The 20,344-nt window shown below is 67.4% G+C and carries 18 protein-coding genes; 7 read left to right on the top strand and 11 right to left on the bottom strand.

All coding sequences use genetic code 11. The features are described 5' to 3' along the window. Nucleotides 1-12 precede the first annotated feature (12 nt). From map to HMPREF9710_RS14570, 3 genes are read left to right on the top strand one after another with little or no spacing between them, the layout of a single operon-like run. A complete protein-coding gene (map, locus tag HMPREF9710_RS14580; protein ID WP_005667507.1) occupies nucleotides 13-858 on the top strand; it encodes a type I methionyl aminopeptidase in 846 nt (281 codons plus the stop codon). 11 nt (nucleotides 859-869) lie between these two features. Further along, the gene (locus HMPREF9710_RS14575) at nucleotides 870-3,452 is read left to right on the top strand and encodes a [protein-PII] uridylyltransferase (RefSeq protein ID WP_005667506.1); all 2,583 of its coding nucleotides are present in this window, start codon (nucleotides 870-872) and stop codon (nucleotides 3,450-3,452) included. A gap of 30 nt (nucleotides 3,453-3,482) precedes the next feature. Beyond that, nucleotides 3,483-4,229, top strand: a complete 747-nt coding sequence (locus HMPREF9710_RS14570; protein ID WP_005667505.1) for a pseudouridine synthase — start codon at nucleotides 3,483-3,485, stop codon at nucleotides 4,227-4,229. Here the strand turns inward: HMPREF9710_RS14570 and HMPREF9710_RS14565 are convergent. The 8 genes from HMPREF9710_RS14565 to HMPREF9710_RS14530 all read right to left on the bottom strand — a co-directional run bounded on the left by HMPREF9710_RS14565 (nucleotide 4,226) and on the right by HMPREF9710_RS14530 (nucleotide 11,298). Continuing rightward, nucleotides 4,226-5,239 carry an aldo/keto reductase gene (locus HMPREF9710_RS14565; RefSeq protein ID WP_005667504.1) on the bottom strand — a complete coding sequence of 338 codons (1,014 nt, stop codon included), beginning with the start codon at nucleotides 5,237-5,239 and terminating at the stop codon, nucleotides 4,226-4,228. The two genes, HMPREF9710_RS14570 and HMPREF9710_RS14565, sit on opposite strands and share 4 nt — an antisense overlap. Before the next feature lie 88 nt (nucleotides 5,240-5,327). Continuing rightward, nucleotides 5,328-6,980, bottom strand: a complete 1,653-nt coding sequence (locus HMPREF9710_RS14560) for a hybrid sensor histidine kinase/response regulator (RefSeq protein WP_051205089.1) — start codon at nucleotides 6,978-6,980, stop codon at nucleotides 5,328-5,330. A gap of 187 nt (nucleotides 6,981-7,167) precedes the next feature. Next, nucleotides 7,168-7,707, bottom strand: coding sequence for a hypothetical protein (locus HMPREF9710_RS26615; protein WP_005667502.1), 540 nt, complete (start codon nucleotides 7,705-7,707; stop codon nucleotides 7,168-7,170). 111 nt (nucleotides 7,708-7,818) lie between these two features. Then, a complete protein-coding gene (locus HMPREF9710_RS14550) occupies nucleotides 7,819-8,235 on the bottom strand; it encodes a secondary thiamine-phosphate synthase enzyme YjbQ (protein ID WP_005667500.1) in 417 nt (138 codons plus the stop codon). Between the two features lie 86 nt (nucleotides 8,236-8,321). Further along, a complete protein-coding gene (locus HMPREF9710_RS14545; protein WP_005667499.1) occupies nucleotides 8,322-9,050 on the bottom strand; it encodes an amino acid ABC transporter ATP-binding protein in 729 nt (242 codons plus the stop codon). Between the two features lie 13 nt (nucleotides 9,051-9,063). Then, entirely contained in the window at nucleotides 9,064-9,756 is a 693-nt protein-coding gene (locus tag HMPREF9710_RS14540) for an amino acid ABC transporter permease (RefSeq protein WP_005667498.1), read from the bottom strand. A 10-nt stretch (nucleotides 9,757-9,766) separates the two neighbouring features. Further along, complete coding sequence (locus tag HMPREF9710_RS14535; protein WP_005667497.1) at nucleotides 9,767-10,459, bottom strand: amino acid ABC transporter permease; 693 nt, start codon at nucleotides 10,457-10,459, stop codon at nucleotides 9,767-9,769. Between the two features lie 8 nt (nucleotides 10,460-10,467). After that, complete coding sequence (locus tag HMPREF9710_RS14530) at nucleotides 10,468-11,298, bottom strand: ABC transporter substrate-binding protein (protein WP_005667495.1); 831 nt, start codon at nucleotides 11,296-11,298, stop codon at nucleotides 10,468-10,470. 178 nt (nucleotides 11,299-11,476) lie between these two features. Between HMPREF9710_RS14530 and xth the strand changes: the two genes are divergently transcribed. From xth to HMPREF9710_RS14515, 3 genes are all read left to right on the top strand, one after another. Beyond that, on the top strand, nucleotides 11,477-12,262 hold the full coding sequence (gene xth / locus HMPREF9710_RS14525) for an exodeoxyribonuclease III (RefSeq protein ID WP_005667494.1): 786 nt from the start codon (nucleotides 11,477-11,479) through the stop codon (nucleotides 12,260-12,262). 76 nt (nucleotides 12,263-12,338) lie between these two features. Next, nucleotides 12,339-12,914, top strand: coding sequence for an MliC family protein (locus HMPREF9710_RS14520; protein WP_005667492.1), 576 nt, complete (start codon nucleotides 12,339-12,341; stop codon nucleotides 12,912-12,914). Nucleotides 12,915-12,996: 82 nt separating this feature from the next. Next, nucleotides 12,997-13,623 (top strand): LysE family translocator, encoded by a 627-nt coding sequence (locus tag HMPREF9710_RS14515; protein ID WP_005667491.1) that lies wholly within the window; start codon nucleotides 12,997-12,999, stop codon nucleotides 13,621-13,623. Nucleotides 13,624-13,658: 35 nt separating this feature from the next. Here HMPREF9710_RS14515 and HMPREF9710_RS14510 read toward each other — a convergent pair whose 3' ends face one another. From HMPREF9710_RS14510 to HMPREF9710_RS14500, 3 genes are all read right to left on the bottom strand, one after another. Beyond that, nucleotides 13,659-16,082, bottom strand: coding sequence for a glycoside hydrolase family 31 protein (locus HMPREF9710_RS14510; RefSeq protein WP_051205088.1), 2,424 nt, complete (start codon nucleotides 16,080-16,082; stop codon nucleotides 13,659-13,661). Between the two features lie 155 nt (nucleotides 16,083-16,237). Next, nucleotides 16,238-17,461 (bottom strand): beta propeller repeat protein, encoded by a 1,224-nt coding sequence (locus HMPREF9710_RS14505; RefSeq protein WP_157225573.1) that lies wholly within the window; start codon nucleotides 17,459-17,461, stop codon nucleotides 16,238-16,240. 184 nt (nucleotides 17,462-17,645) lie between these two features. After that, complete coding sequence (locus HMPREF9710_RS14500) at nucleotides 17,646-18,641, bottom strand: amidohydrolase family protein (protein WP_005667487.1); 996 nt, start codon at nucleotides 18,639-18,641, stop codon at nucleotides 17,646-17,648. 138 nt (nucleotides 18,642-18,779) lie between these two features. On the opposite strand from HMPREF9710_RS14500, the gene HMPREF9710_RS14495 reads away from it, so the two are divergent. Then, on the top strand, nucleotides 18,780-20,312 hold the full coding sequence (locus tag HMPREF9710_RS14495) for a peptide MFS transporter (RefSeq protein WP_005667485.1): 1,533 nt from the start codon (nucleotides 18,780-18,782) through the stop codon (nucleotides 20,310-20,312). Nucleotides 20,313-20,344 lie beyond the last annotated feature (32 nt).

Raw genomic sequence — 20,344 nt, 5'->3', positions numbered from 1 at the left:
ATAAGAATCCCTATGGCATCCACTCCCAAAACTCCCGAAGAAATCGAAGGCATGCGCGTCGCCTGCCGCCTCGGCTCGGAAGTGCTCGACTATATCACCCCGTTCGTGAAGCCCGGCGTCACCACCGGCGAACTCGACCGCCTGGCGTATGAATACATGGTCAACGTCCAGGGCACGACCCCGGCGACCCTGAACTACGCCCCGCCCGGCTACCCGCCCTTCCCCGGCTCGATCTGCACCTCGCTCAACGACGTGATCTGCCACGGCATCCCGGGCGATCGCGTGCTGAAATCGGGCGATGCGCTCAACATCGACATCACGCCGATCACCAAGGACGGCTACCACGGCGACAACAGCCGCATGTTCCTGGTCGGCGAGCCGTCGATCATGGCGCGCCGCCTGTCCGAGATCACCTTCGAGTGCATGTGGCTGGGCATCGCCGCGGTCAAGCCGGGCAAGCGCCTGGGCGACATCGGCCATGCGATCCAGCAGCACGCCGAAAAGGCCGGCTACAGCGTGGTGCGCGAGTTCTGCGGCCACGGCGTGGGCCGCGTGTTCCACGAAGAGCCGCAGGTGCTGCACTACGGCCGTCCCGGCACCCTGGAAGAGCTCAAACCCGGCATGATCTTCACCATCGAGCCGATGATCAACGCCGGCCGCCGCGACATCAAGGAAATGCCGGACGGCTGGACCATCAAGACCAAGGATCGCAGCCTGTCGGCCCAGTGGGAACACACGGTGCTGGTCACCGAGACCGGGGTCGAGGTGCTGACCATGTCGGCCGGCAGCCCGCCGCCGCCGGCCATCGTGCTGCCGCTCCTGAACCCGGGCGCGGTGCCGACCCTGGCCGCGGCCTGAAGGAGCCGCCCATGGGACAGGCCGCCCTGCTCGACACCGCCCGCACCACCCTGCGCCAGCGCCTGAAGGCCGAACGCCAGCTGGCGTTCCAGGCCTTCCAGGAAGACGGCAAGCCCGAGAAGCTCCTGCGCGGCCTGCGCCAGGTGGTCGACGGCGTCCTGCTCGACGCCTGGCAGGCCGCCGGCCTGCCCGACGACACCGCGCTGGTGGGCGTGGGCGGCTACGGGCGCGGCGAACTGTTCCCCTATTCCGACGTCGACCTCCTGATCCTGCTGGGACAGCCGGCCGACGCCATCACCCAGGCGCGCCTGGAAGGCCTGGTCCAGCTGCTGTGGGACCTGGGCCTGGAAATCGGCCACAGCATCCGCACCGTGGACGAGTGCCTGAGCGAGTCCGCCGCCGACATCACCGTGCAAACGAGCCTGCTGGAAGCGCGCCTGGTCACCGGCAGCGCGCCGCTGTTCGAGGAACTGCAGCGGCGCTACCGCGACGCCCTCGATCCGCAGGCCTTCTTCCAGGCCAAGACCGCCGAGATGCGGCTGCGCCACGCCAAGTACGAATACACCGCCTTCGCGCTCGAACCGAACGTGAAAGAAAGCCCGGGCGCGCTGCGCGACCTGCAGGTGATCCTGTGGGTGGCCAAGGCCGCGGGCCTGGCCGACACCTTCGGCCAGCTCGCCACGCGCGGCCTGATCACGCGCATGGAGGCGCGCCAGCTGCTGGAAAAGGAAAGCGCCTTCAAGGACATCCGCATCCGGCTGCACCTGCATACGAAAAGGCGCGAAGACCGGCTGGTGTTCGACGTCCAGACCGCGATCGCCGGCACCCTGGGCCTCACCGCCAGCGGCGAAGGGCCGGACGCGCGCCGCGCCAGCGAATTCCTGATGCAGCGTTACTACTGGGCCGCCAAGACCGTGACCCAGTTGAATACGATTTTGCTGCAGAACATCGAAGCCCAGCTGTTCCCGCAGCCGGCGGTGGCCTTCCCGATCAGCGCCCACTTCACCCAGGTGGGCAGCCTGATCGACGTGGTGGCCGACGACACCTTCGAAAAGCACCCGTCCGCCATCCTCGAGCTGTTCGTGGCGATGACCGAGCGCCGCGAACTCAAGGGATTGAGCGCGCGCGCCACGCGCGCCCTGTGGCATGCGCGCACCTTGATCGACGAGGCATTCCGCGCCGACCCGGCGAACAAGGCGCTGTTCCTGCGTGTGCTGCAGGCGCCGCGCGGCCTGGTGCATGCGCTGCGCCGCATGAACGAATTCGGCATCCTGGGCCGCTACCTGCCGGCCTTCCGCAAGATCGTCGGCCAGATGCAGCATGACCTGTTCCACGTGTACACCGTGGACCAGCACATCATGATGGTGATCCGCAACCTGCGCCGCTTCACGATGCCGGAACACGCGCACGAATATCCGTTCTGCAGCCAGCTGATCGCCGACTTTCACGACCGCTGGCTGCTGTACGTGGCGGCCCTGTTCCACGACATCGCCAAGGGCCGCGGCGGCGACCACTCCAAGCTCGGCATGGATGACGCGCGCCAGTTCTGCCGCGACCACGGCATCAATGAAGAAGATACCGAACTGGTGGTGTTCCTGGTCGAGCAGCACCTGACCATGTCGACGGTGGCGCAGAAGCAGGACTTGTCCGACCCCGACGTGATCCAGGCCTTCGCCGCCGTGGTCAGGGACGAGCGCCATCTGACCGCGCTGTACCTCCTGACCGTGGCCGACATCCGCGGCACCAGCCCCAAGGTGTGGAACGCCTGGAAGGCCAAGCTGCTGGAAGACCTGTACAAGGTCACCCTGCGCGTGCTGGGCGGCGAGCCGCATTCGGCCGACCGCGAGCTGCGCACGCGCCAGAAGGAAGCGCTGGCCACCCTGCGCCTGTTCGGCCTGGACGCCAACGCCCACGAAGCGCTGTGGAAGCAGCTCGACGTGGCCTACTTCCTGCGCCACGACGCCTCCGACATCGCCTGGCAGACGCGCGCGCTGGTCGACAAGGTCGACAGTGACAAGCCGGTTGTCAAGGCGCGCCTGGCGCCGATCGGCGAAGGGCTGCAGGTGGCGGTCTACGTCAAGGACCAGCCCGACCTGTTCGCGCGCATCTGCAGCTACTTCGACCGCAAGAACTTCAGCATCCTGGACGCCAAGATCCACACCACGCGCCACGGCTATGCGCTGGACAGCTTCCTGGTGGCGGACGAGAACTTCGCCGGCAGCTACCGCGACATCATCAGCCTGATCGAGCACGAGCTATGCTCCCAGCTGCTGTCGCAGGAAGCCTTGCCGCCGCTGGTGCGCGGACGCCTGTCGCGGGTGGCGCGCACCTTCCCGATCACGCCGACGGTCGAACTGCGGCCGGACGAGCGCGGCCAGTTCCACGTGCTGTCGATCGCCGCCAACGACCGCATGGGCCTGTTGTACGCGATCGCCAGCGTGCTGGCGCGCTACCGGCTGAACCTGCACACGGCCAAGATCATGACCCTGGGCGAGCGCGTCGAGGACGTGTTCCTGATCGACGGCCCGGCCCTGAACAACCCGCGCACCCAGGTGCAGCTCGAGACCGACCTGCTCGACGCCCTCAAGATTTGATTCACCCCTTTTTACAGTAAAGCTTTCTCGATGACCGAACCGCTCCGCCTCTCCAAACGTATGTCCGAACTCGGCCTGTGCTCGCGCCGCGAAGCCGATGAATGGATCGCCCGCGGCTGGGTGCGGGTGGACGGCAAGGTCGTCTCGGAACTGGGCAGCAAGGTGTTGCCGAACCAGCGCATCACGGTCGAGCGCCAGGCCGCGGCCGAGCAATCGAAACGCGTGACCATCCTGATCAACAAGCCGGTCGGCTACGTCAGCGGCCAGGCCGAGGATGGCTACACGCCGGCCGTCGCCCTGATCAAGCCCGAGAACCGCTGGGCGGACGACCCGTCGAAGGAGCAGTTCCACCCGACCCAGCTGCGCAGCCTGGTGCCGTGCGGCCGGCTGGACATCGATTCGGTGGGCCTGCTCGTGCTGTCGCAGGACGGCCGCATCGCCAAGCACCTGATCGGCGAGACCACCAGCGTCGACAAGGAATACCTGGTGCGGGTGCAGTACACGAAGCCGGGCAAGCTGCCCGACAGCGACCTGAAAAAGCTCAACCACGGCCTGTGGATGGACGGCAAGCCGCTATTGCCGGCCAAGGTGCGCTGGCAGAACGAGGATCAGCTGAGCTTTACCCTGCGCGAGGGCAAGAAGCGCCAGATCCGGCGCATGTGCGATATGGTCGGGCTGAAGGTCGTGGGCCTCAAGCGCGTGCGCATCGGCAAGGTCAAGCTGGGCAACCTGCCCGAAGGCCAGTGGCGCTACCTGGCCCCGGACGAGCAGTTTTAAGCCGCGCCTTGCAGCGCCGGCTTGCCGTTCGGTAGCGGCGCCTCTGCCGCCAGCAAACCCTCGGCCTTCAATTCTTCCCAGAACGCCGGCGGGATGACGATGTCCATCAGCGCCGCGTTGCGCTGCAGGTGCGCCACGCTGCTGGCGCCGGGAATGGTCGCCGCCACCACCGGATGCGCCAGCCCGAACTGCAGCGCCGCCGCCGGCAGGTCGACGCCGTGGCGCGCGGCCACCTGGCGCAGCCGTTCGCGCCGGGCGATCTTGTCCTCGTCCGCCGGGCCGTAGTCGTAGTTCGGGCCGCCGGCCAGGAAACCGGAATTGAACGGCCCGCCCAGCACCACCTTCGCGCCGCGTTCCTCGCACAGCGGGAACAACTCTTCCAATGGCGTGGTTTCCATCAGCGTGTAGCGGCCGGCCAGCAGGAAGATGTCGGGATCGGAGTCGCGCAGCGCGCGCAGGCAGGGGTCGACCGTGTTCACGCCCAGGCCCCAGCCCTTGATCACGCCCTCCTCGCGCAGCCTGACCAGGCCTTCGAAGGCGCCGCCGCGGCCGGCCGCGATGGCGTAGTAGTGCTCGTACTCGGCCTGGCTGAAGCGGTCCGGCGACAGGTCGTGCACATACACGATGTCGATGTGCGACAGCGCCATGCGCTGCAGGCTGTCCTCGATCGAGCGGCGCGCGCCGTCGGCCGTGTAGTCGGTGACGCGCCGGAACGGCAAGCCGCCCACGAAGGGATCGGCGATCTCGGGCGTCTCGCTCGGCACCAGGATGCGGCCGACCTTGGACGACAGCGTGTATTCGTTGCGCGGACGGCGCCGCAGCGCCTGGCCGAAACGGTGCTCGGACAGGCCGGCGCCGTAGTGCGGCGCGGTGTCGACATAGCGGATGCCGGCGTCCCAGGCGGCGTCGACGGTGGCTTGCGCAGCCTCTTCGCTGGTCTTGTGGTACATATCGCCCAGGCCGGTGCCGCCCAGGCCCAGGCGTGTGATGGGTTGGTAACGCTGAGTCATCGTTCTGTCCTTTCTCGACTGATCGGACAGATTCTGCCTGCCCCGCGACCTTGCCGGCGCACGCCAGCGCTGCAGCGCAACATCGCCTTCACGCCGCGCGCCGGCTCTCGATCTGCATCAGGGCGGCGCCCAGGACGTCGAGGTCGACCGGCTTGGCGAACAGGTCGTGGAAGCCCGCCGCCAGCGCCTGCGCCCGGTCCTTCTGTTGCGCATAGCCGCTCACCGCGATCAGGATCGCCTGCGCCGCGCCTGGCTGCTTGCGCAGCGCGGCGGCCAGCTCGTAGCCGTTCATCTCGGGCAGGCCGATGTCGAGCAGGCACACATCCGGCCCGAAGGCCGGCAGCGCGGCCAGGGCCTCGCGCGCGGAGTGCGCGACCAGCACCGTGTGCCCCAGGGTTTCGAGCAGCAGCGACAGCGTGACCGCCGCGTCCTCGTTGTCGTCGACCACGCCGATGCGCAGCGCCGGCACGCTGGCGCGCGGCGGGCTGCGGTCGCGCGCGCGCCGCTCGACCTGGGCGCGCGTCGACAGCGGCAGGCTGACGTGGAAGGTGCTGCCCTGCCCCGGACCTTCGCTGCTGGCGCTGACCGCGCCGCCGTGCAGCTTGAGCAGGCTGCGCACCAGCGCCAGCCCGATGCCCAGGCCGCCCTGGCTGCGGTCCAGGCCCCGCGCCCCTTGCGCGAACAGGTCGAAGGCGCTGGCGATCAGGTCGGGCGACATGCCGATGCCGTCGTCGCGGATGTCGACCGCCAGCGCGCCGCCGTCCGTCGTCAGGCGCACCTCGATGTGACCGCCTTCGAGCGTGTACTTGGCGGCGTTGCTGAGCAGGTTGGTCATGACCTGCACCAGGCGCTTGCGGTCGCCCACCACGATGGCGCGCGCCGGCGGCAGGTCGACGGTCAGGCGGTGCCGGTGCTTCTCGATCAGCGGGCGCACCTGTTCGACGGCGTCGGCGATGACGTCCTTGAATTCCAGTTCGCGCAATTCGAGCTCCACCTTGCCGCGGGTGACGCGCGAGACGTCCAGCAGGTCGTCGATCAGCGACGTCATGTGGCCGGCCTGGCGCGCCACGATCTCGCTGGCGCGCTGCACCATCGCGGGGTCGAGGTTGAAATTGGACAGCATGGTGGCGGCCGAGACGATCGGCGCCAGCGGATTGCGCAGCTCGTGGGCCAGCATGGCGAGGAATTCATCCTTGCGCTGGTCGGCCTGGCGCAGCGCCGCGATCAGGGCCTCCTGCTCGGTCATCGCCTTGCGCAGCTCGATCTGGCTCATGACCTGGTGCGCCAGGGTGGCCAGCACGAACTGCTCCTGCTCGCTCAAGCCCTGCGGCCGCGGCTTGTTGTCCAGCACGCACAAGGTGCCGAGCGGGACGCCGTCGCGCGTCTTGAGCAGGGCCCCGGCGTAAAAGCGCAGCCCGGCGTCCTTCGTCACCAGCGGATTGCACCGGAAGCGCGGGTCCTCGCGCGTGTCGGGCACGATCAGCTGCTGCTCCTCGAGCAGCGCGAAGCGGCAGATCGAATCGTCCAGCGGCATCTCGCGCATGCCCAGGCCGATCTCGGACTTGAACCACTGGCGGCCGCGCGCGATCAGGTTGACCGCCACGATCGGCGCGGCCAGCAACTGGCTGACGAGGCGCACGACGTCGTCGAACGAACGCTCGGGCGGGGTGTCGAGGATGCCGTAGGAATCGAGGACGGCGAGGCGCGCTTCTTCGTCGAGGGTGGCGGTGCTGGACGTCATGGATAGTTGGAGGTGGCGGAAACGGGCCGAGAACATGCCGGCTGGCCACCAATTATAGGAACAAAGCGGCGCTTGCGGCCACACGGAACGTCCTGGAAAGCTTGCCGCGCGTCTCGCGAACGCAGCGCCGTGGCCATCACGCCGGCGCGGTCAGTCTTGTGCGAGATAGTAGCAGCCAGTGATTATCTCAGGCCACGCCCGGACGCAGCCGGCGCCACAACGCGCGCCCCGCCGCATGCACCAGCCATGAAAACAGCGCGATGACGGCCCCGAACATGGCCGGCAGGATCGGCCCAGCCACGAAATTCATGGCCAGCACGAAGCCCAGCAGGTATTCGGCATGCCACAGGCGCACCACGAGGGCCAGCGCCAGCAGGCCGAAGAAGACGTAGTCGACCAGGGGACTGCCGGCCGCGAACAGCGCCGCCAGCGTGGCGCCGTAGGCCAGCGCGCACAGGAAGGCGACGAGGGGAGCCGGCCTGCGCGAAAGCCCGCCAGTGGCGGCAAGCCGTGCGCGGCGCTCGACCCTGCCGACGGTCCACCAGGTCAGCAGCGGCACCAGCAGCAGGCCCCACCAGTTGGACACCGCAGGCAGCTCGGGATTGGCCAGCAGGTGATGCGACAGCACGCCGCCATGCAGATGCTCGCGGGCCAGTAGCACCAGTTCGGCGCACAGCGCCAGCAGAGTCAGGAGGATGCGGCGACGGCTGGCGGAAGCGGCATTCATGGAATTCCCGGCTGGAGGTGAAGAAGCTCAAGCGCCTCACACTACCAGAAGTCGCGGCACCGATCTACACCGGGAGCGGATTCCATGCCGCCGTCATAATATGCATACGTTTCAGTCGCCCAGCACCGTGACGACCACGCGGCGCCGGTGCGGGGCCGTACGGTGTTCCCACAGGTAGATGCCCTGCCAGGTGCCGAGCAGCATGCGCCCTGCCCCGACCGGGATCGTGAGCGCAGTGTCGGTGAGCATGGTGCGGCCGTGGGCCGACATATCGTCCGGCCCTTCGGCGTCGTGGCGGTAGGCCGGATCGCCGTCCGGCGCCAGGCGCGCGACGATGGTTTCCAGGTCGCGCCGCACGTCGCCGTCGGCATTCTCGGTCAGCAGCAGCGAGCAGCTGGTGTGCTGCACGAATACATGGGCCAGGCCGCATTGCACGCCGGATGCGGCGACCACGGCGGCGACGTCGCGCGTGATGTCGCGGGTGCCGCGGCCGCCCGTGGAAAACTCGAGGATGGATTGGTGCGCCATGCCGCTGTCCTGTGATCGAAGCCGTGGGGCTCCATCATACCAGCGGGGCGTCTCGCCTAGTCTCGCCTGGTCTCGCCTAGCCTCGCCTAATCCCGGCGGCGGTCGGCCAGGAACTGCTGCGCGCGCGGGTGTCGTGGATGGGCGAAGAATTCCTGCGGCGTGGCCTGTTCCAGGATCTTCCCTTCGGCCATGAACCAGACGCGGTCGGCCACGTCGCGCGCAAAGCCCATCTCGTGGGTCACGCACACCATCGTCATCCCCTCTCCCGCCAGCGACCGCATCACCTGCAGCACCTCGCCCACCATCTCGGGGTCGAGCGCGCTGGTCGGCTCGTCGAACAGCATGATCGGCGGACGCATGGCCAGCGCGCGCGCGATGGCCACGCGCTGCTGCTGGCCGCCCGACAGCGCGTTCGGATAGGCGTCGGCCTTGTGCGCCAGGCCGACCCGCTCGAGCAGCCCCATGGCGTGTTCGCGGGCCTCGGCCCTGGTCGCCCGTTTCAGCTTGACCGGCGCCAGCGTGCAATTCTCGAGCGCTGTCAGGTGCGGGAACAGATTGAAGCTCTGGAACACGAAACCGATGCCGGCGCGCAGCGCGTTGACATCCAGGCCCCTGGCGTGGATGTCGCGGCCGTCGATCTCGATGCGGCCGGAATCGATCTCTTCCAGCCGGTTGAGGGTGCGGATCAGGGTCGACTTGCCGGAGCCGGACGGCCCGCACACCACCAGCACCTCGTTGTTCCCGACGCGCTCGGTGATGTCCACCAGCGCGTGGTAGTCGCCGTAGTATTTGTTGACGTTATCGAGGACGATCATCGTTGGTGGACTTTCATGAAGCTTGCGCACTGTGGCGCTGCAGGCGCCGCTCGAGCAGGAAGGCCAGGCGGGACAGGCCGAAACACAGGATGAAATAGGTCAGCGCCAGGATCAGGTACACCTCCACCGCCCGGGTGAACACCAGGGTATTGATCTGGGTGGCGATGAACGACACTTCCGACAGACCGATGATGTAGCCGAGCGAGGTCGCCTTGATGGTCGAGACCAGCTGGTTGACGATCGACGGCAGGCCATGGCGCAGGGTCTGCGGCAGCACCACGTGGCGCAGCGCGGCGCCATAGCCCAGGCCCAGCGAACGGGCGCTCTCCAGCTGCCCCTTGGGCAACGCGCGCAGGCCGGCGGCCACGATCTCGGCCAGGTAGACGCTGTCGAACACCACCAGCACCATCAGCATCGTGGTCGCCTGCGAGGTCTTGACGCCGGTGACGGCGGGCAGGAAGAAATACACCCAGAACAGCACCAGCAGCAGCGGCACGGCGCGCACCACCTGCACCAGGCCGGCCACCGGCAGGCTGATCGCGCGATACGGGCTGACGCGGGCAATGCCGAGCAGCAGGCCGAGCGGCATCGCCAGCACCAGCGCGGCGCCCGACAGCAGGATGGTCAGCACCAGGCCGCCGAGCGGCCCTTCAGGATATTGGCCGACCAGGAAGTACAGCCAGTAGGTATCGATCAGTTCGAGCATCCGTCGTCTTTCAGGCCGTCCTCACCGGATAGCGGCGCTGGAACAGGTAAGCGAGCAGCGAGATCACGAGCGAGACCGTCAGGTAGGCCAGCGTGGCGAAGGTGAACGCCTCCAGGCTGCGAAAACTGGCCGTTTCCACGCGCGCGGCCTGGTACATCAACTCCGCGGCGCCGATGACGGTGGCCACGCTCGTGTCCTTCCACAGGTTGACGGTCTGCGACAGCAGCGGCGGCACCGAGGCGCGCAGCGCCTGCGGCAGCAGCACCAGGCGCACCGCGGCCACCCGCCCCAGGCCCAGCGAACGCGCGGCCTCGAGCTGGGTCGCGGGCACCGCGCGGATGCCGCTGCGGATGTCCTCGGCCATGTGCACGCCGGCGTACAGCGTCAATGCGATGACGGCGCAGACCACTTCGGGGTTGTTCGCGTACAGGACTTCGCGCGCGGACTCCGGCAGCAGTTCGGGGAACGCGAAGTACCAGAACAGCAGGTGCGCCAGCAGCGGCACGTTGCGGATCGCCTCGACCAGCGTCGCGCCGAGCGCGCGCAGCGGCGCGAAGGTCGAGGTGCGCATCAGCGCCACCAGCGCGCCGAAGGGCAGCGCGAAGGCGAAGCTGATGACGGTCAGCTGGATCGACAGGATGAAGCCCTGCACCAGCCAGTCGTGGTACTCGCCGGACTGCAGGATGGTCGGATCGAAGAGCAAGACCAGGCTCAGATCTGGTCGGTGTGAATCTTGAAGCTGCGCTTGGCGAGGTTGGTGCGGGTGCCGGGGCCATACCATTTATTGAACAGCTGCTGGGCGGCGCCGCTGCTTTCCAGATCGCGCAGGGTCTGGTCGACCACCGCCTTGAGGCCCTTCTCGCCCTTGCGCAGGCCGAGCGCGAGCGGCTCGTTGCCGATCGACGGCGCCAGGATCGTGAAGCCCTTGGCGGCCGGGCCCAGCTTGCCGTAGTCGGACAGCAGCGAGGATTCGTCGTTGACGTAGGCGACGCCTTTCCCCTGGCGCAGCGCCTGGAAGGCTTGCTGGGTGTTCTCGAACGTCACCACCTCGACGTTCGGCACCGCCTTGCGGATATTCGTTTCCTGGGTGCCGCCGCGCACGGTCAGCACCTTCTTGCCGGCCAGTTGCGGCAAGCCGGTGATGCCGCTGGCCGCGCGCACCATGACCTTGGAACCGGTCACGAAGTAGGTCAGCGCGAAATCGACCTGCGATTCGCGCTCCTTGTTGTGGGTGAGCGAAGCGGCCAGGATGTCGACGTGGCCCTGCTGCAGCTCGGGAATGCGGGCGGCGACGGAGATCTGCTTGAACACCGGTTTCACGCCCAGCTTCTTCGCCACCGCATTGGCGATGTCGATCTCGTAGCCGACCAGCTGGCGCGATGTCGGGTCGATGAAGCTGTTCGGTTCATCGGTGCCGAGCACGCCGAACACGATCTGCCCCTTTTTCTTGATGTCGGCCAGCTGGTCGGCGTGCGCCAGGCCGGCGGACAGCGAGACGCCCAGGGCGAAGGTGCTCAGGATAAGGTGACGGCGAGTGAACATTGATGCTCCGGCTAGGATGTCGATCTTGCGAGTATAGAACAAACGCTTATATCGAAAAACGACTAATTTGCCATAAGAAAATGTCGAAAAACTCATATAGCGTGGCGCCGGCGATGCTAGCCGTGCGCCGACCACAAGAAATTGTTGTCATAATTACCTCAACCCGATCGGAGAAGCCATGCTCGTCGTAACCTACAATGTCAACAGCATCAACAGCCGGCTGGACGCCCTCGTCCAGTACCTCGGCGAGCGCCAGCCCGACGTCGTCTGCCTGCAGGAACTCAAGGCGCCGCAAGACAAGTTCCCGCTCCAGGCGATCCAGGACGCCGGCTACCACGCGCTCTGGCACGGCCAGAAAAGCTGGAACGGCGTGGCGATCCTCACGCGCGAGCCGGCGCAAGAGGTGCAGCGCGGCCTGCCGGGCGACGAAACCGACGAGCAAAGCCGCTACATCGAGGCGGTCTACAAGGGCATCCTGATCGCCGGCCTCTACCTGCCGAACGGGAACCCGGCGCCGGGACCCAAGTTCGACTACAAGCTGGCCTGGATGGAGCGCCTGCGCCTGCGCGGCCTCGAACTGCTGGCGCAAGGCATACCGGCGGTGCTGGCCGGCGACTTCAACGTCATCCCGACCGAGCGCGACGTCTACAAGCCCGAGCGCTGGGTCGACGACGCCCTGTTCCGTCCCGAGACCCGCGCCGCCTTCGAGCGCCTGATCGACCAGGGCTGGCTCGACTCGCTGCGCGCCGTCCACCCGGACGAGACGATCTACACCTTCTGGGATTACTTCCGCAACGCCTTCGGGCGCGACGCCGGCATCCGCATCGATCACCTGCTGCTCAGCCCCAGGCTGCAGCCGGCGCTGAAGGACGCCGGGGTCGACAAGTTCGTGCGCGGCCGCGAAAAGCCGAGCGACCACGCGCCGACCTGGGTCGAACTGGATCCGGCGAAGATCGCACAGTAAGGACGTGAACTACCTGACCGGCGCTTGCGCATGACGCCGCATCGCCGCCCCACCCTCGCATAACAAGGAGCACACCATGAAACGACTACTCATCGCCGCCGCCGTCCTGGCCCTGCCGCTGGGCGCCCAGGCCGTATCGATGCCCGGCTTCTGCGCGCGCGGCATCGGCGCCGCCGAAGCCAAGATCTGCCAGGCGCCGGGTTCGGCCGAATCCGAAGGCATGGTCTACGCCCTGTACCGCGCCGCGCTCGAAAAACTCGACGCCGGCGCCGGCAAGGAACTGCAGGAACAGCACACCAAGTGGTGGGACGGCGTGAAGCAATGCGCCGAGTCCAAAGACATGAACGGCTGCCTCAACAACGCCTACGGCAGCCGCCTGCTGCAGCTGCAATCGACCTACAAGCTGGTCAAGACCACCGGTCCGGTCGCCTTCACCTGCGGCGACGGCAGCAAGATCAGCGCCACCTTCCTCGACACCACGCCGGCCTCGATGGTCGCGGTGCGCGACAAGGAACACGTGCTGCTGCGCGGCGAAAAGACCGCCAGCGGCATCGCCTACGGCAACCGCAGCGAGGAATTCAAGGAACACCAGGGCAAGGTCACCATCAAATGGGGCGCCAATGCCAAGGAGCTGAGCTGCAAGAAGTCGTAAGCCTGCAGGAGCCTGTCCCGGCTCTGTCACGACGGACGGACATGCGTTAAGCTGTTCGTCCGTTTCATTTTCAGACACCCGCATGCTCTCGCCCGAACAACTCTTCGGCTTTCTCGCCGCCGCCGTCCTGATTACCCTTTCCCCCGGCCCCGACAACCTGATGGTGCTCAGCACCGGCATCGCCAAGGGCCGCCTGCGCGGCATCGCCTTCGGGCTCGGATGCGCCTTCGGCTGCATCAGCCATACGGTGCTGGCCGTGATCGGCGTCAGCGCGCTGATCGCGGCCTCGCCGGCGGCCTTCACCGCGCTCAAGGTGGCGGGCGGCCTGTACCTGATCTGGATGGGATGGGGCGCGGTCAAGAGCCGCGGCGGCGCGCGCGTGACGACTGCCGGCGCATCCGACGAACCGGCCGGACGGCTGTTCGTCAAGGGGCTGGTGGCCGCGGCCATCAACCCCAAGGTGGTGCTGTTCTTCCTGTCGTTCCTGCCGCAGTTCGTGGTCGCCGCGCGCGGCGGCGCCAACCTGCAGATCGGCCTGCTGGGCATCGTGTTCACCCTGCAGGCAGCCGTCATCTTCGGCGCGCTCGGCTATTTTTCGGGGACGATCGGCCAGTGGCTCAACCGCACGCCCACGGCCGGCATGTGGCTGGACCGGATCGCGGGGGCGGTGTTCATCGGGTTGGGATTGCGCCTGATCGTGGCGCGCTAAAAAAAGCGCGGTTCGGTGAACCGCGCCGTTCGTCCTTACAGCTCGATGGCGACCTGCGCCGCCTGGCCCCTGCGCGCCGGGACCTGCACTTCGAGCAGGTGCTGCTGGGCGTTGAAGACAAAGCGCGCTGCGCGGCCATCGACCGTCACGCCACGCGGCTTCGCCCGCACATTTTGCACCTTGAGCGCGAAGGCCCGTTCCTTCGCCTGCATCGCCTTGCCGGTCTCGGTCTTGAAGCCGATCTCGAGCCGCTTGCCGGCGCTCATTTCCGTATACTTGCTGTCGAAGCGCACGATCTCGTACTTGCCCTGCTGATAAGCGCCCGCGGTCTCGCCGTCGTCGTCGTACAGCTTGCCGCTCGATGCGCTCACCGACGCATCGTGATAATAGTGCAGGTCGATCTCGCGCCCGGTGTAGTCGCGCGTGGTCTGCACCACCTTCGCCATCGGCACGAAGGCGCCGGCGCGCACGTAGACCGGGATGTTGGCTTCGACCGGCTTCACGGTCTCGAGGATGCCGCCCTGGTGCGCCTGGCCGGTATGGAAGTCGAACCATACGCTGCCGCTGTTCGGGAAGTAGACCTCGGCGCGGGTGGCGCCCGGCTGCACGATCGGCGTGACCAGGAAGTCCGGCCCCCACAGATAGGTGGTCGAACGCTCGGCCGGCTGGGCCGGGTCTGGCTCGACGAACATCAGGGGACGCATCAGCGGCATGCCGGTCTGCTCGTTGTCGAAGGCGATGGTGTAGTTATACGGCAGCATCGCATAGCGCAGCCACACCGCCTCGCGCGCCAGCACCTTGGTACGTTCGGAGCGGAACACCGGTTCGGACGCCACCGCCTCTTGCGCATGCGGACGGAAGATCGGCTGGAACACGCCGTACTGCAGCCAGCGCACATACAGCTCGTCGTCCAGCACGGCGCCGGCGAAGCCGCCCAGGTCGGAGTGCATATAGGCCAGGCCCTGCATGCCCATCTGCAGCGAGATCTCCATCTGCGACTGCAGGCCGCCCCAGCTGCGCGCGACGTCGCCCGACCACGGGATCATGCCGAAGCGCTGCGAACCCGAGTAGCCGGCGCGCATCAGGATGAAGGGGCGCTCGGCCGGGAATTCCTGCTTATAGCCCTCGGCAATCAGGCGCGCCCAGTCGTGGCCGTACACATTGTGCACCTGGTTGGCCGAACCGGCGGCATGCTGCAGATCGGATGGATGCACCTCGGGCTCGCCCAGGTCGCCCCACCAGCCGGTGACGCCGCCCTTCTTGAGGTCGCGGTAGATGCTCCACCACCAGTCGCGCCCCTCCTTCTTGTAGATGTCGATCAGGCCCGTGTTCCCGAAATAGAAATCGTAGGTGTAGGGCTTGCCCGCCTTGTCGGTGGCGAGGACCTTCTTGTCCACCGCCTCGTCCCAGCGCTTGGACGTGGTCAGCACGAACGGTTCGGTGACCACCACCGTCTTGACGCCCCTGGCCTTGAAGTCGGCCATCATTTTCTCGGCGTTGGGGAAGCTGTCGCGGTCCCAGGCCAGGTTGCCCATCGTGCCCTGCACCGTCTTGCCGAACCAGTAGAGGTCGAGGATGACGGCGTCGAGCGGGATCTTCTCTTGCGCGAACTTGTCGACCACGGCGCGCGTCTCGGCCTCGGTCTTGTAGCCGAAGCGGCTGGCGAAGTTGCCGAAGGCCCAGCGCGGCGGCAGCGGCTGGCGGCCGGTCAGGCCGGTGTAGCCGGCCATCAGGTGCTCCCAGCTGTCGCCGGCCACGACCTGGTAGGTCTTGCGTCCGCCGATCACTTCGTAGCGCAGCGTGCCGTCCTTGCGGCTGTCGAAATCGAGCCAGCCGGTCTGCGGATTGTCGAAGTGGATCGCATATTTTTTGGACGACAACGCCACCGGAATCGTGTAGTTGAGCAGCTCGGAGCGCTCGGCATAGCCGTAATGCGCCTTGTTGTAGAGCTGGAAGCGGTGGCCGCGGCGGTTCATGCCGACCGCGCGCGCGCCGGCGCCGTACAGGGCCTCGCCGTCTTCCAGCGCGAATTCGATCGCATCCATGCCGTCGGCGCGCCCGAAGCCACGCTTCTCGGCCACCAGCGGCTTGCCCTTGTAAGCATAGCTGATACGGAACGGCCGCTTGTCGACCGTGACGCTGATGCCGCCGTCGACGGCGTAGGTGAGGCGGCCGCCCTCGTCCCTGAGCGTGGCCTGCACCTGCACCGGCGCCAGGATCACCGCGTGCGAAGCCGGATCGAAGCGCTCGCCCTTGGGGATGAAGGTGGTCTCGACGATCGTGCTCGAATACGGCTTGATCAGGTAGCGGCCGTCGTTGGTCGCGATCTCGAGGGTATTCTGGTTGCGCGTCACGCCGGCCAGCTGGCGTTCGGCGTTCTGGGCGAACGCGAGCGGGCTGGCGGCGAGCGGGATGGCGGCAAGGCTGAGCGCCAGGCGGGACGTCAAGGCTTTGGTCATGTCTTCATTATCGTTGTGGTGAGATGAAGGCGAGAGCATGCCAGAATTCCGCCCTCACAGACAGTCTTGACGCAAACGAAACGCCCCACGCCGCCATGGGCAGGCGTGGGGCGCTGAAGCCAATCTGAAGCTGCGCTGCCCCTCGGCTCGTCCCCTCAGTCGGCGCCGAGCGTCAGCTGCATCAGGCGGCCCTGGCCGTCGGCGCGCTCGTTGGTCACCACGATGATGCGGCCGTCCGGATCCTGGACGAGCGCGGACACCGACGGCGTGCTGTACTCGTCGTCGGTCGCGCGCTCGTAGCCCGGCACCAGCGCCGAGATATCGGTCCACGAATTGCCGCTGTCCTGCGACCACGCCAGATAAGGCCGGCCATGCATCTTGTCGAAGCCGCCGACCACCAGGGTATCCGGCTTGCCCTTGAGCGGCAGGAAGGCGCCGATGTAGGGATAGCCCTTGCCGCCTGATAGCGGTTCGTGGATCACGAACTTGAAGCTGTTGCCGTTGTCGACGCTGCGCAGTAGGCCGCCCTCGACGCCGACGAACACCATCTGCGTGTCCGGAACCGATTCAATGAACTGGACGTTGCGGTTCTCCATCTCGGGCAGGGTGATCGGCAGCTTGTCCTCGCCGGCCAGCGCGCCGCCGTCGCCCGTCAGGCGGTAGGCCTCCACAAAGGCGAAGTCGAGCGGGCATTCGCCGCCGACCAGCACGCGGTCGCCCAGCACGTGGAACTTGGACGGATAGCACATCTGCGAATCCTTCGAGCCGCGGATCACCTGCCAGGTGTTGCCCTTGTCCTTCGAGGTCAGGAGGTTGTTGCCGGCGCCGGCATTGCTGTACAGGCGGTTGTTGGCGCCCTTGATGTCCTGCATCGACAGGGTCTCGCAGAAGTAGGGATTGCAGGTGCGCAGGTCGCCGTCGCGCGGCACGAAGCTGGCAGTGTTGGCCACCAGGGTGCAGGTCGAATGGCCGTTGCTGGCATCAGGCGTGTCGGCCCATGGCTGCATCAGCCACATGTCGCCGTCCACCATCTTGAGCTTCGGCGAACGCATGATGAAGTCGCCGACCGGGCCCATGGCGCAGGCGCCCAGGCCCACCGGGCTCCAGGTGGAGCTCGCCGACAGCGGCAGCTTCGCGCTCAGGACCGCCGAGCCCTCGGTCGCGCTGTTGGCCAGCGACAGGTAGGCGCTGCTCCCATGGAAGGCCACGCTGTCCATCGCGCGCGCGGTGCTCGAGAGCGGATCGAGCCTGGTCGCCACCGGCTCGACGGCGACGGGCGGTGGCGGCGGCGCCTGGTAGTCGTTGCCCGAGCCACCGCAGGCGGCCAGCAGCAGCGCGCAGGCCGCGCCCATGACGGTGGAGGTAAGGTGTCGGTGCATGCGAATCCCAATCAGGTGAATGGACCGACGGCCGCTTGCGGCCCTCGGTCAGGAGACTGGCATTCTAGGCAAGGCGCTTGCGGCGTTTGGGGGATTATTGTCGGCAGAATGTCATGATTCTGTAAGCGCGCCTCAGCCGCCCAGGTTCAGCCGCATCAGCTGGCCCTGGCCATCGCCAGGCCGGTCAACGCAGGTACGGCACCACGTTGCGCGCCACGCGCGCGGTTTCGGCGTCGTCCAGCGGCAGGCGCAGGAAGGCCTCCCAGCCGTCCGGCGACCCGGTGTCGCCGCGCGGGTCCGAACCGTACAGCACCCGGTCCAGGCCGAGCTGGCGCAGGCGCCGCACCAGGCGCCGCGCCGCGTCGGCCGGCAGGTCGGCCTGCGCCACCGTCGCCACGTCGAACCAGACCTGGCGCATGCGCGGATCGCGGCGCGCGGCCGCCTCGGCCAGCACGGCCAGCGCTTCGCGCGCCGCCGTGTCGCCGAAGCCGGGGCCGTTGCCGCCCAGGTGCGACACCTGCACCGGCACGTCGGGCGCATACGGCAGCACCTGCTCCAGCAGCACGCGCGCCTGCGCGGCGCCATACGGCCGCCCGAGGGCGCGCGAGGCGCGCATGTCCATCACGATCGCCATGCCGCGCGCATTGGCGGCGCGGAACACCTGGCGCAGGCGCTCGACGTGGCCGGGCTGGTCGAGCTGGACGTCGGAGGCGGCGAAATCGAGCTTGATGCCGCGCCCGAAGCCGGGACTGGTGGCGCAGCGCCCCAGTTCGAGCAGCGCATAGTCCTTGAGCGGATTGAAGCTGCACAGGGCCACCAGGCGCTCCGGATGGCGCGCGGCCTGGGCCGCCACCCAGTCGTTCTCGGCGCGCACGCGGGCGTATTCATGGTCGATGGTGCGCGCCGGCAGGCCATACGCATAGGCCGCCGACAGCACCGCCGCGCGCTTGACCCCGGCCGCGTCCAGCTGCGCCACCAGTTCGTCGGCGTCGACCGGCGCCAGCGCGATCGAGGACGACATCCAGGCCGCCGCCGCGGGGCTGAACAGGTGCTGGTGGTGGTCGGCCGCGGGCGCCAGGCGCGCCGGCGCGGCGTCCTCGCCGGCCCGGGCCGGACCGGATGCCGCCACCGCCATGGCGGCGCAGACCATGGCGCCGGTGGTGATCCTCAATCGCCTCATGCGAACCTCGCTGTCTGAAATCCGGACCATGTTAGCGCAATGTCACCACCCGCTGTCAAGGCTGCGGATTCGATGCGGATGGCATAAAATCATCGGATTTGCGCCGGCCTCGCCCGGCGCCGTTGTCAAAGGAATCATATGCAGCAGCCGCACCAGCCGAACTTCGGCGCCAGGCGTTTAGCCGACCCGCCCGTCACCCAGACCCGCTCCTTCCTGACCATCGCCCTGATCGAATTGTGGGAACGCTTCGGCTACTACGGCATGCAGGCGCTGATCGTCTACTTCATGGTGCAGCGCCTGGGCTTCGACGATACCCGCGCCACCCTGGTGTGGGGCGCCGCCGCGGCCCTGATCTACGTGGCCCCGGCCATCGGCGGCTGGATCGGCGACAAGGTGCTCGGCACCCGCCGCTGCATGATCATCGGCGCCATCATCCTGTCGCTGGGCTACGCCCTGATGGGGATCCCGGTCAGCGGCACCTGGCTCACCTTCGCGGCGCTGGGCGTGATCGTGGTCGGCAACGGCCTGTTCAAGCCCAACACCGCCAACCTGGTGCGCAAGATCTACGAGGGCGACGACGCCAAGATCGACAGCGCCTTCACCATCTACTACATGGCGGTCAACGTCGGTTCGACCGTCTCGATGCTGGCCACGCCGGCGATCAAGGACCATTTCAACGCCACCTCGGGCGGTGACCTGGGCTGGCACATGGCGTTCGCCGTGTGCAGCGTCGGCCTGTGGGTCGGCCTGCTGACGGTCGGCGTGCTGCGCCGCACCGTGAACCATATCGGCTCGCCGCCGGACGAATTACCGCTGAATTGGGGCAAGCTGGCGCTGGTACTGGGCGGCGGCGTGCTCACCGTCATCGCCTCGACCTTCATCCTCGAATACCAGTGGCTGGCGCGCCTGTTCGTCTACGTCGCCGGCCTGGTGGTGCTGGGCATCTTCATCCACCTGATCCGCACCAGCCAGGCCAGCGAGCGCGCCGGCCTGGCGGCGGCGCTGGTATTGACCCTGCAGACGGTGTTCTTCTTCATCTTCTACCAGCAGATGTCGACCTCGCTGTCGCTGTTCGCCCTGCGCAACGTCGACCTCGATTTCAGCCTGTTCGGCAGCCACCTGTTCACCTGGTCGCCGGCCCAGTTCCAGGCGCTCAACGCGATCTGGATCATGGTCCTCTCCCCGGTGCTGGCGTGGATCTACACGCGTTCCAGCGGCAGCCGCCTCGACCTGTCGATCGCCGCCAAGTTCGCGCTCGGCTTCGCGGTGGTGGCCGCCGGCTTCTTCACCTACGGTTTCGCCGGCGCCTTCGCCGTGAACGGCCTGACCTCGTCGTGGATCATGATCGCGGGCTACGGCCTGTATTCGCTGGGCGAGCTGCTGGTGAGCGGCCTGGGGCTGGCGATGATCGCGCGCTACGTGCCAGCGCGCATGGGCGGCTTCATGATGGGGGCCTACTTCGTCGCGGTCGGCATCTCGCAATACCTGGGCGGCCTGGTGGCCACCATGGCCAGCGTACCGGAAGGCATGCTTGATCCGCTGCAGACGCTGCCGATCTATACGAGCCTGTTCAACAAGCTGGGGCTGGCGGCGATCGCCTGCACCTTCATCGCGCTGGCCGCCCTGCCCTTGATGCGGCGCCTGACCGCCGCGCATCACGCTCACGCGTAAGCGCGGCTTCCAGTAAGATGGCAGGGTTTCTA

The sequence above is a fragment of the Massilia timonae CCUG 45783 genome (genome assembly GCF_000315425.1).
Classification (GTDB): Bacteria; Pseudomonadota; Gammaproteobacteria; order Burkholderiales; family Burkholderiaceae_D; genus Telluria; species Telluria timonae.
The sequence above is the reverse complement of the archived record's forward strand: the minus strand, read 5'-3'. Positions and strand labels throughout refer to the sequence as shown.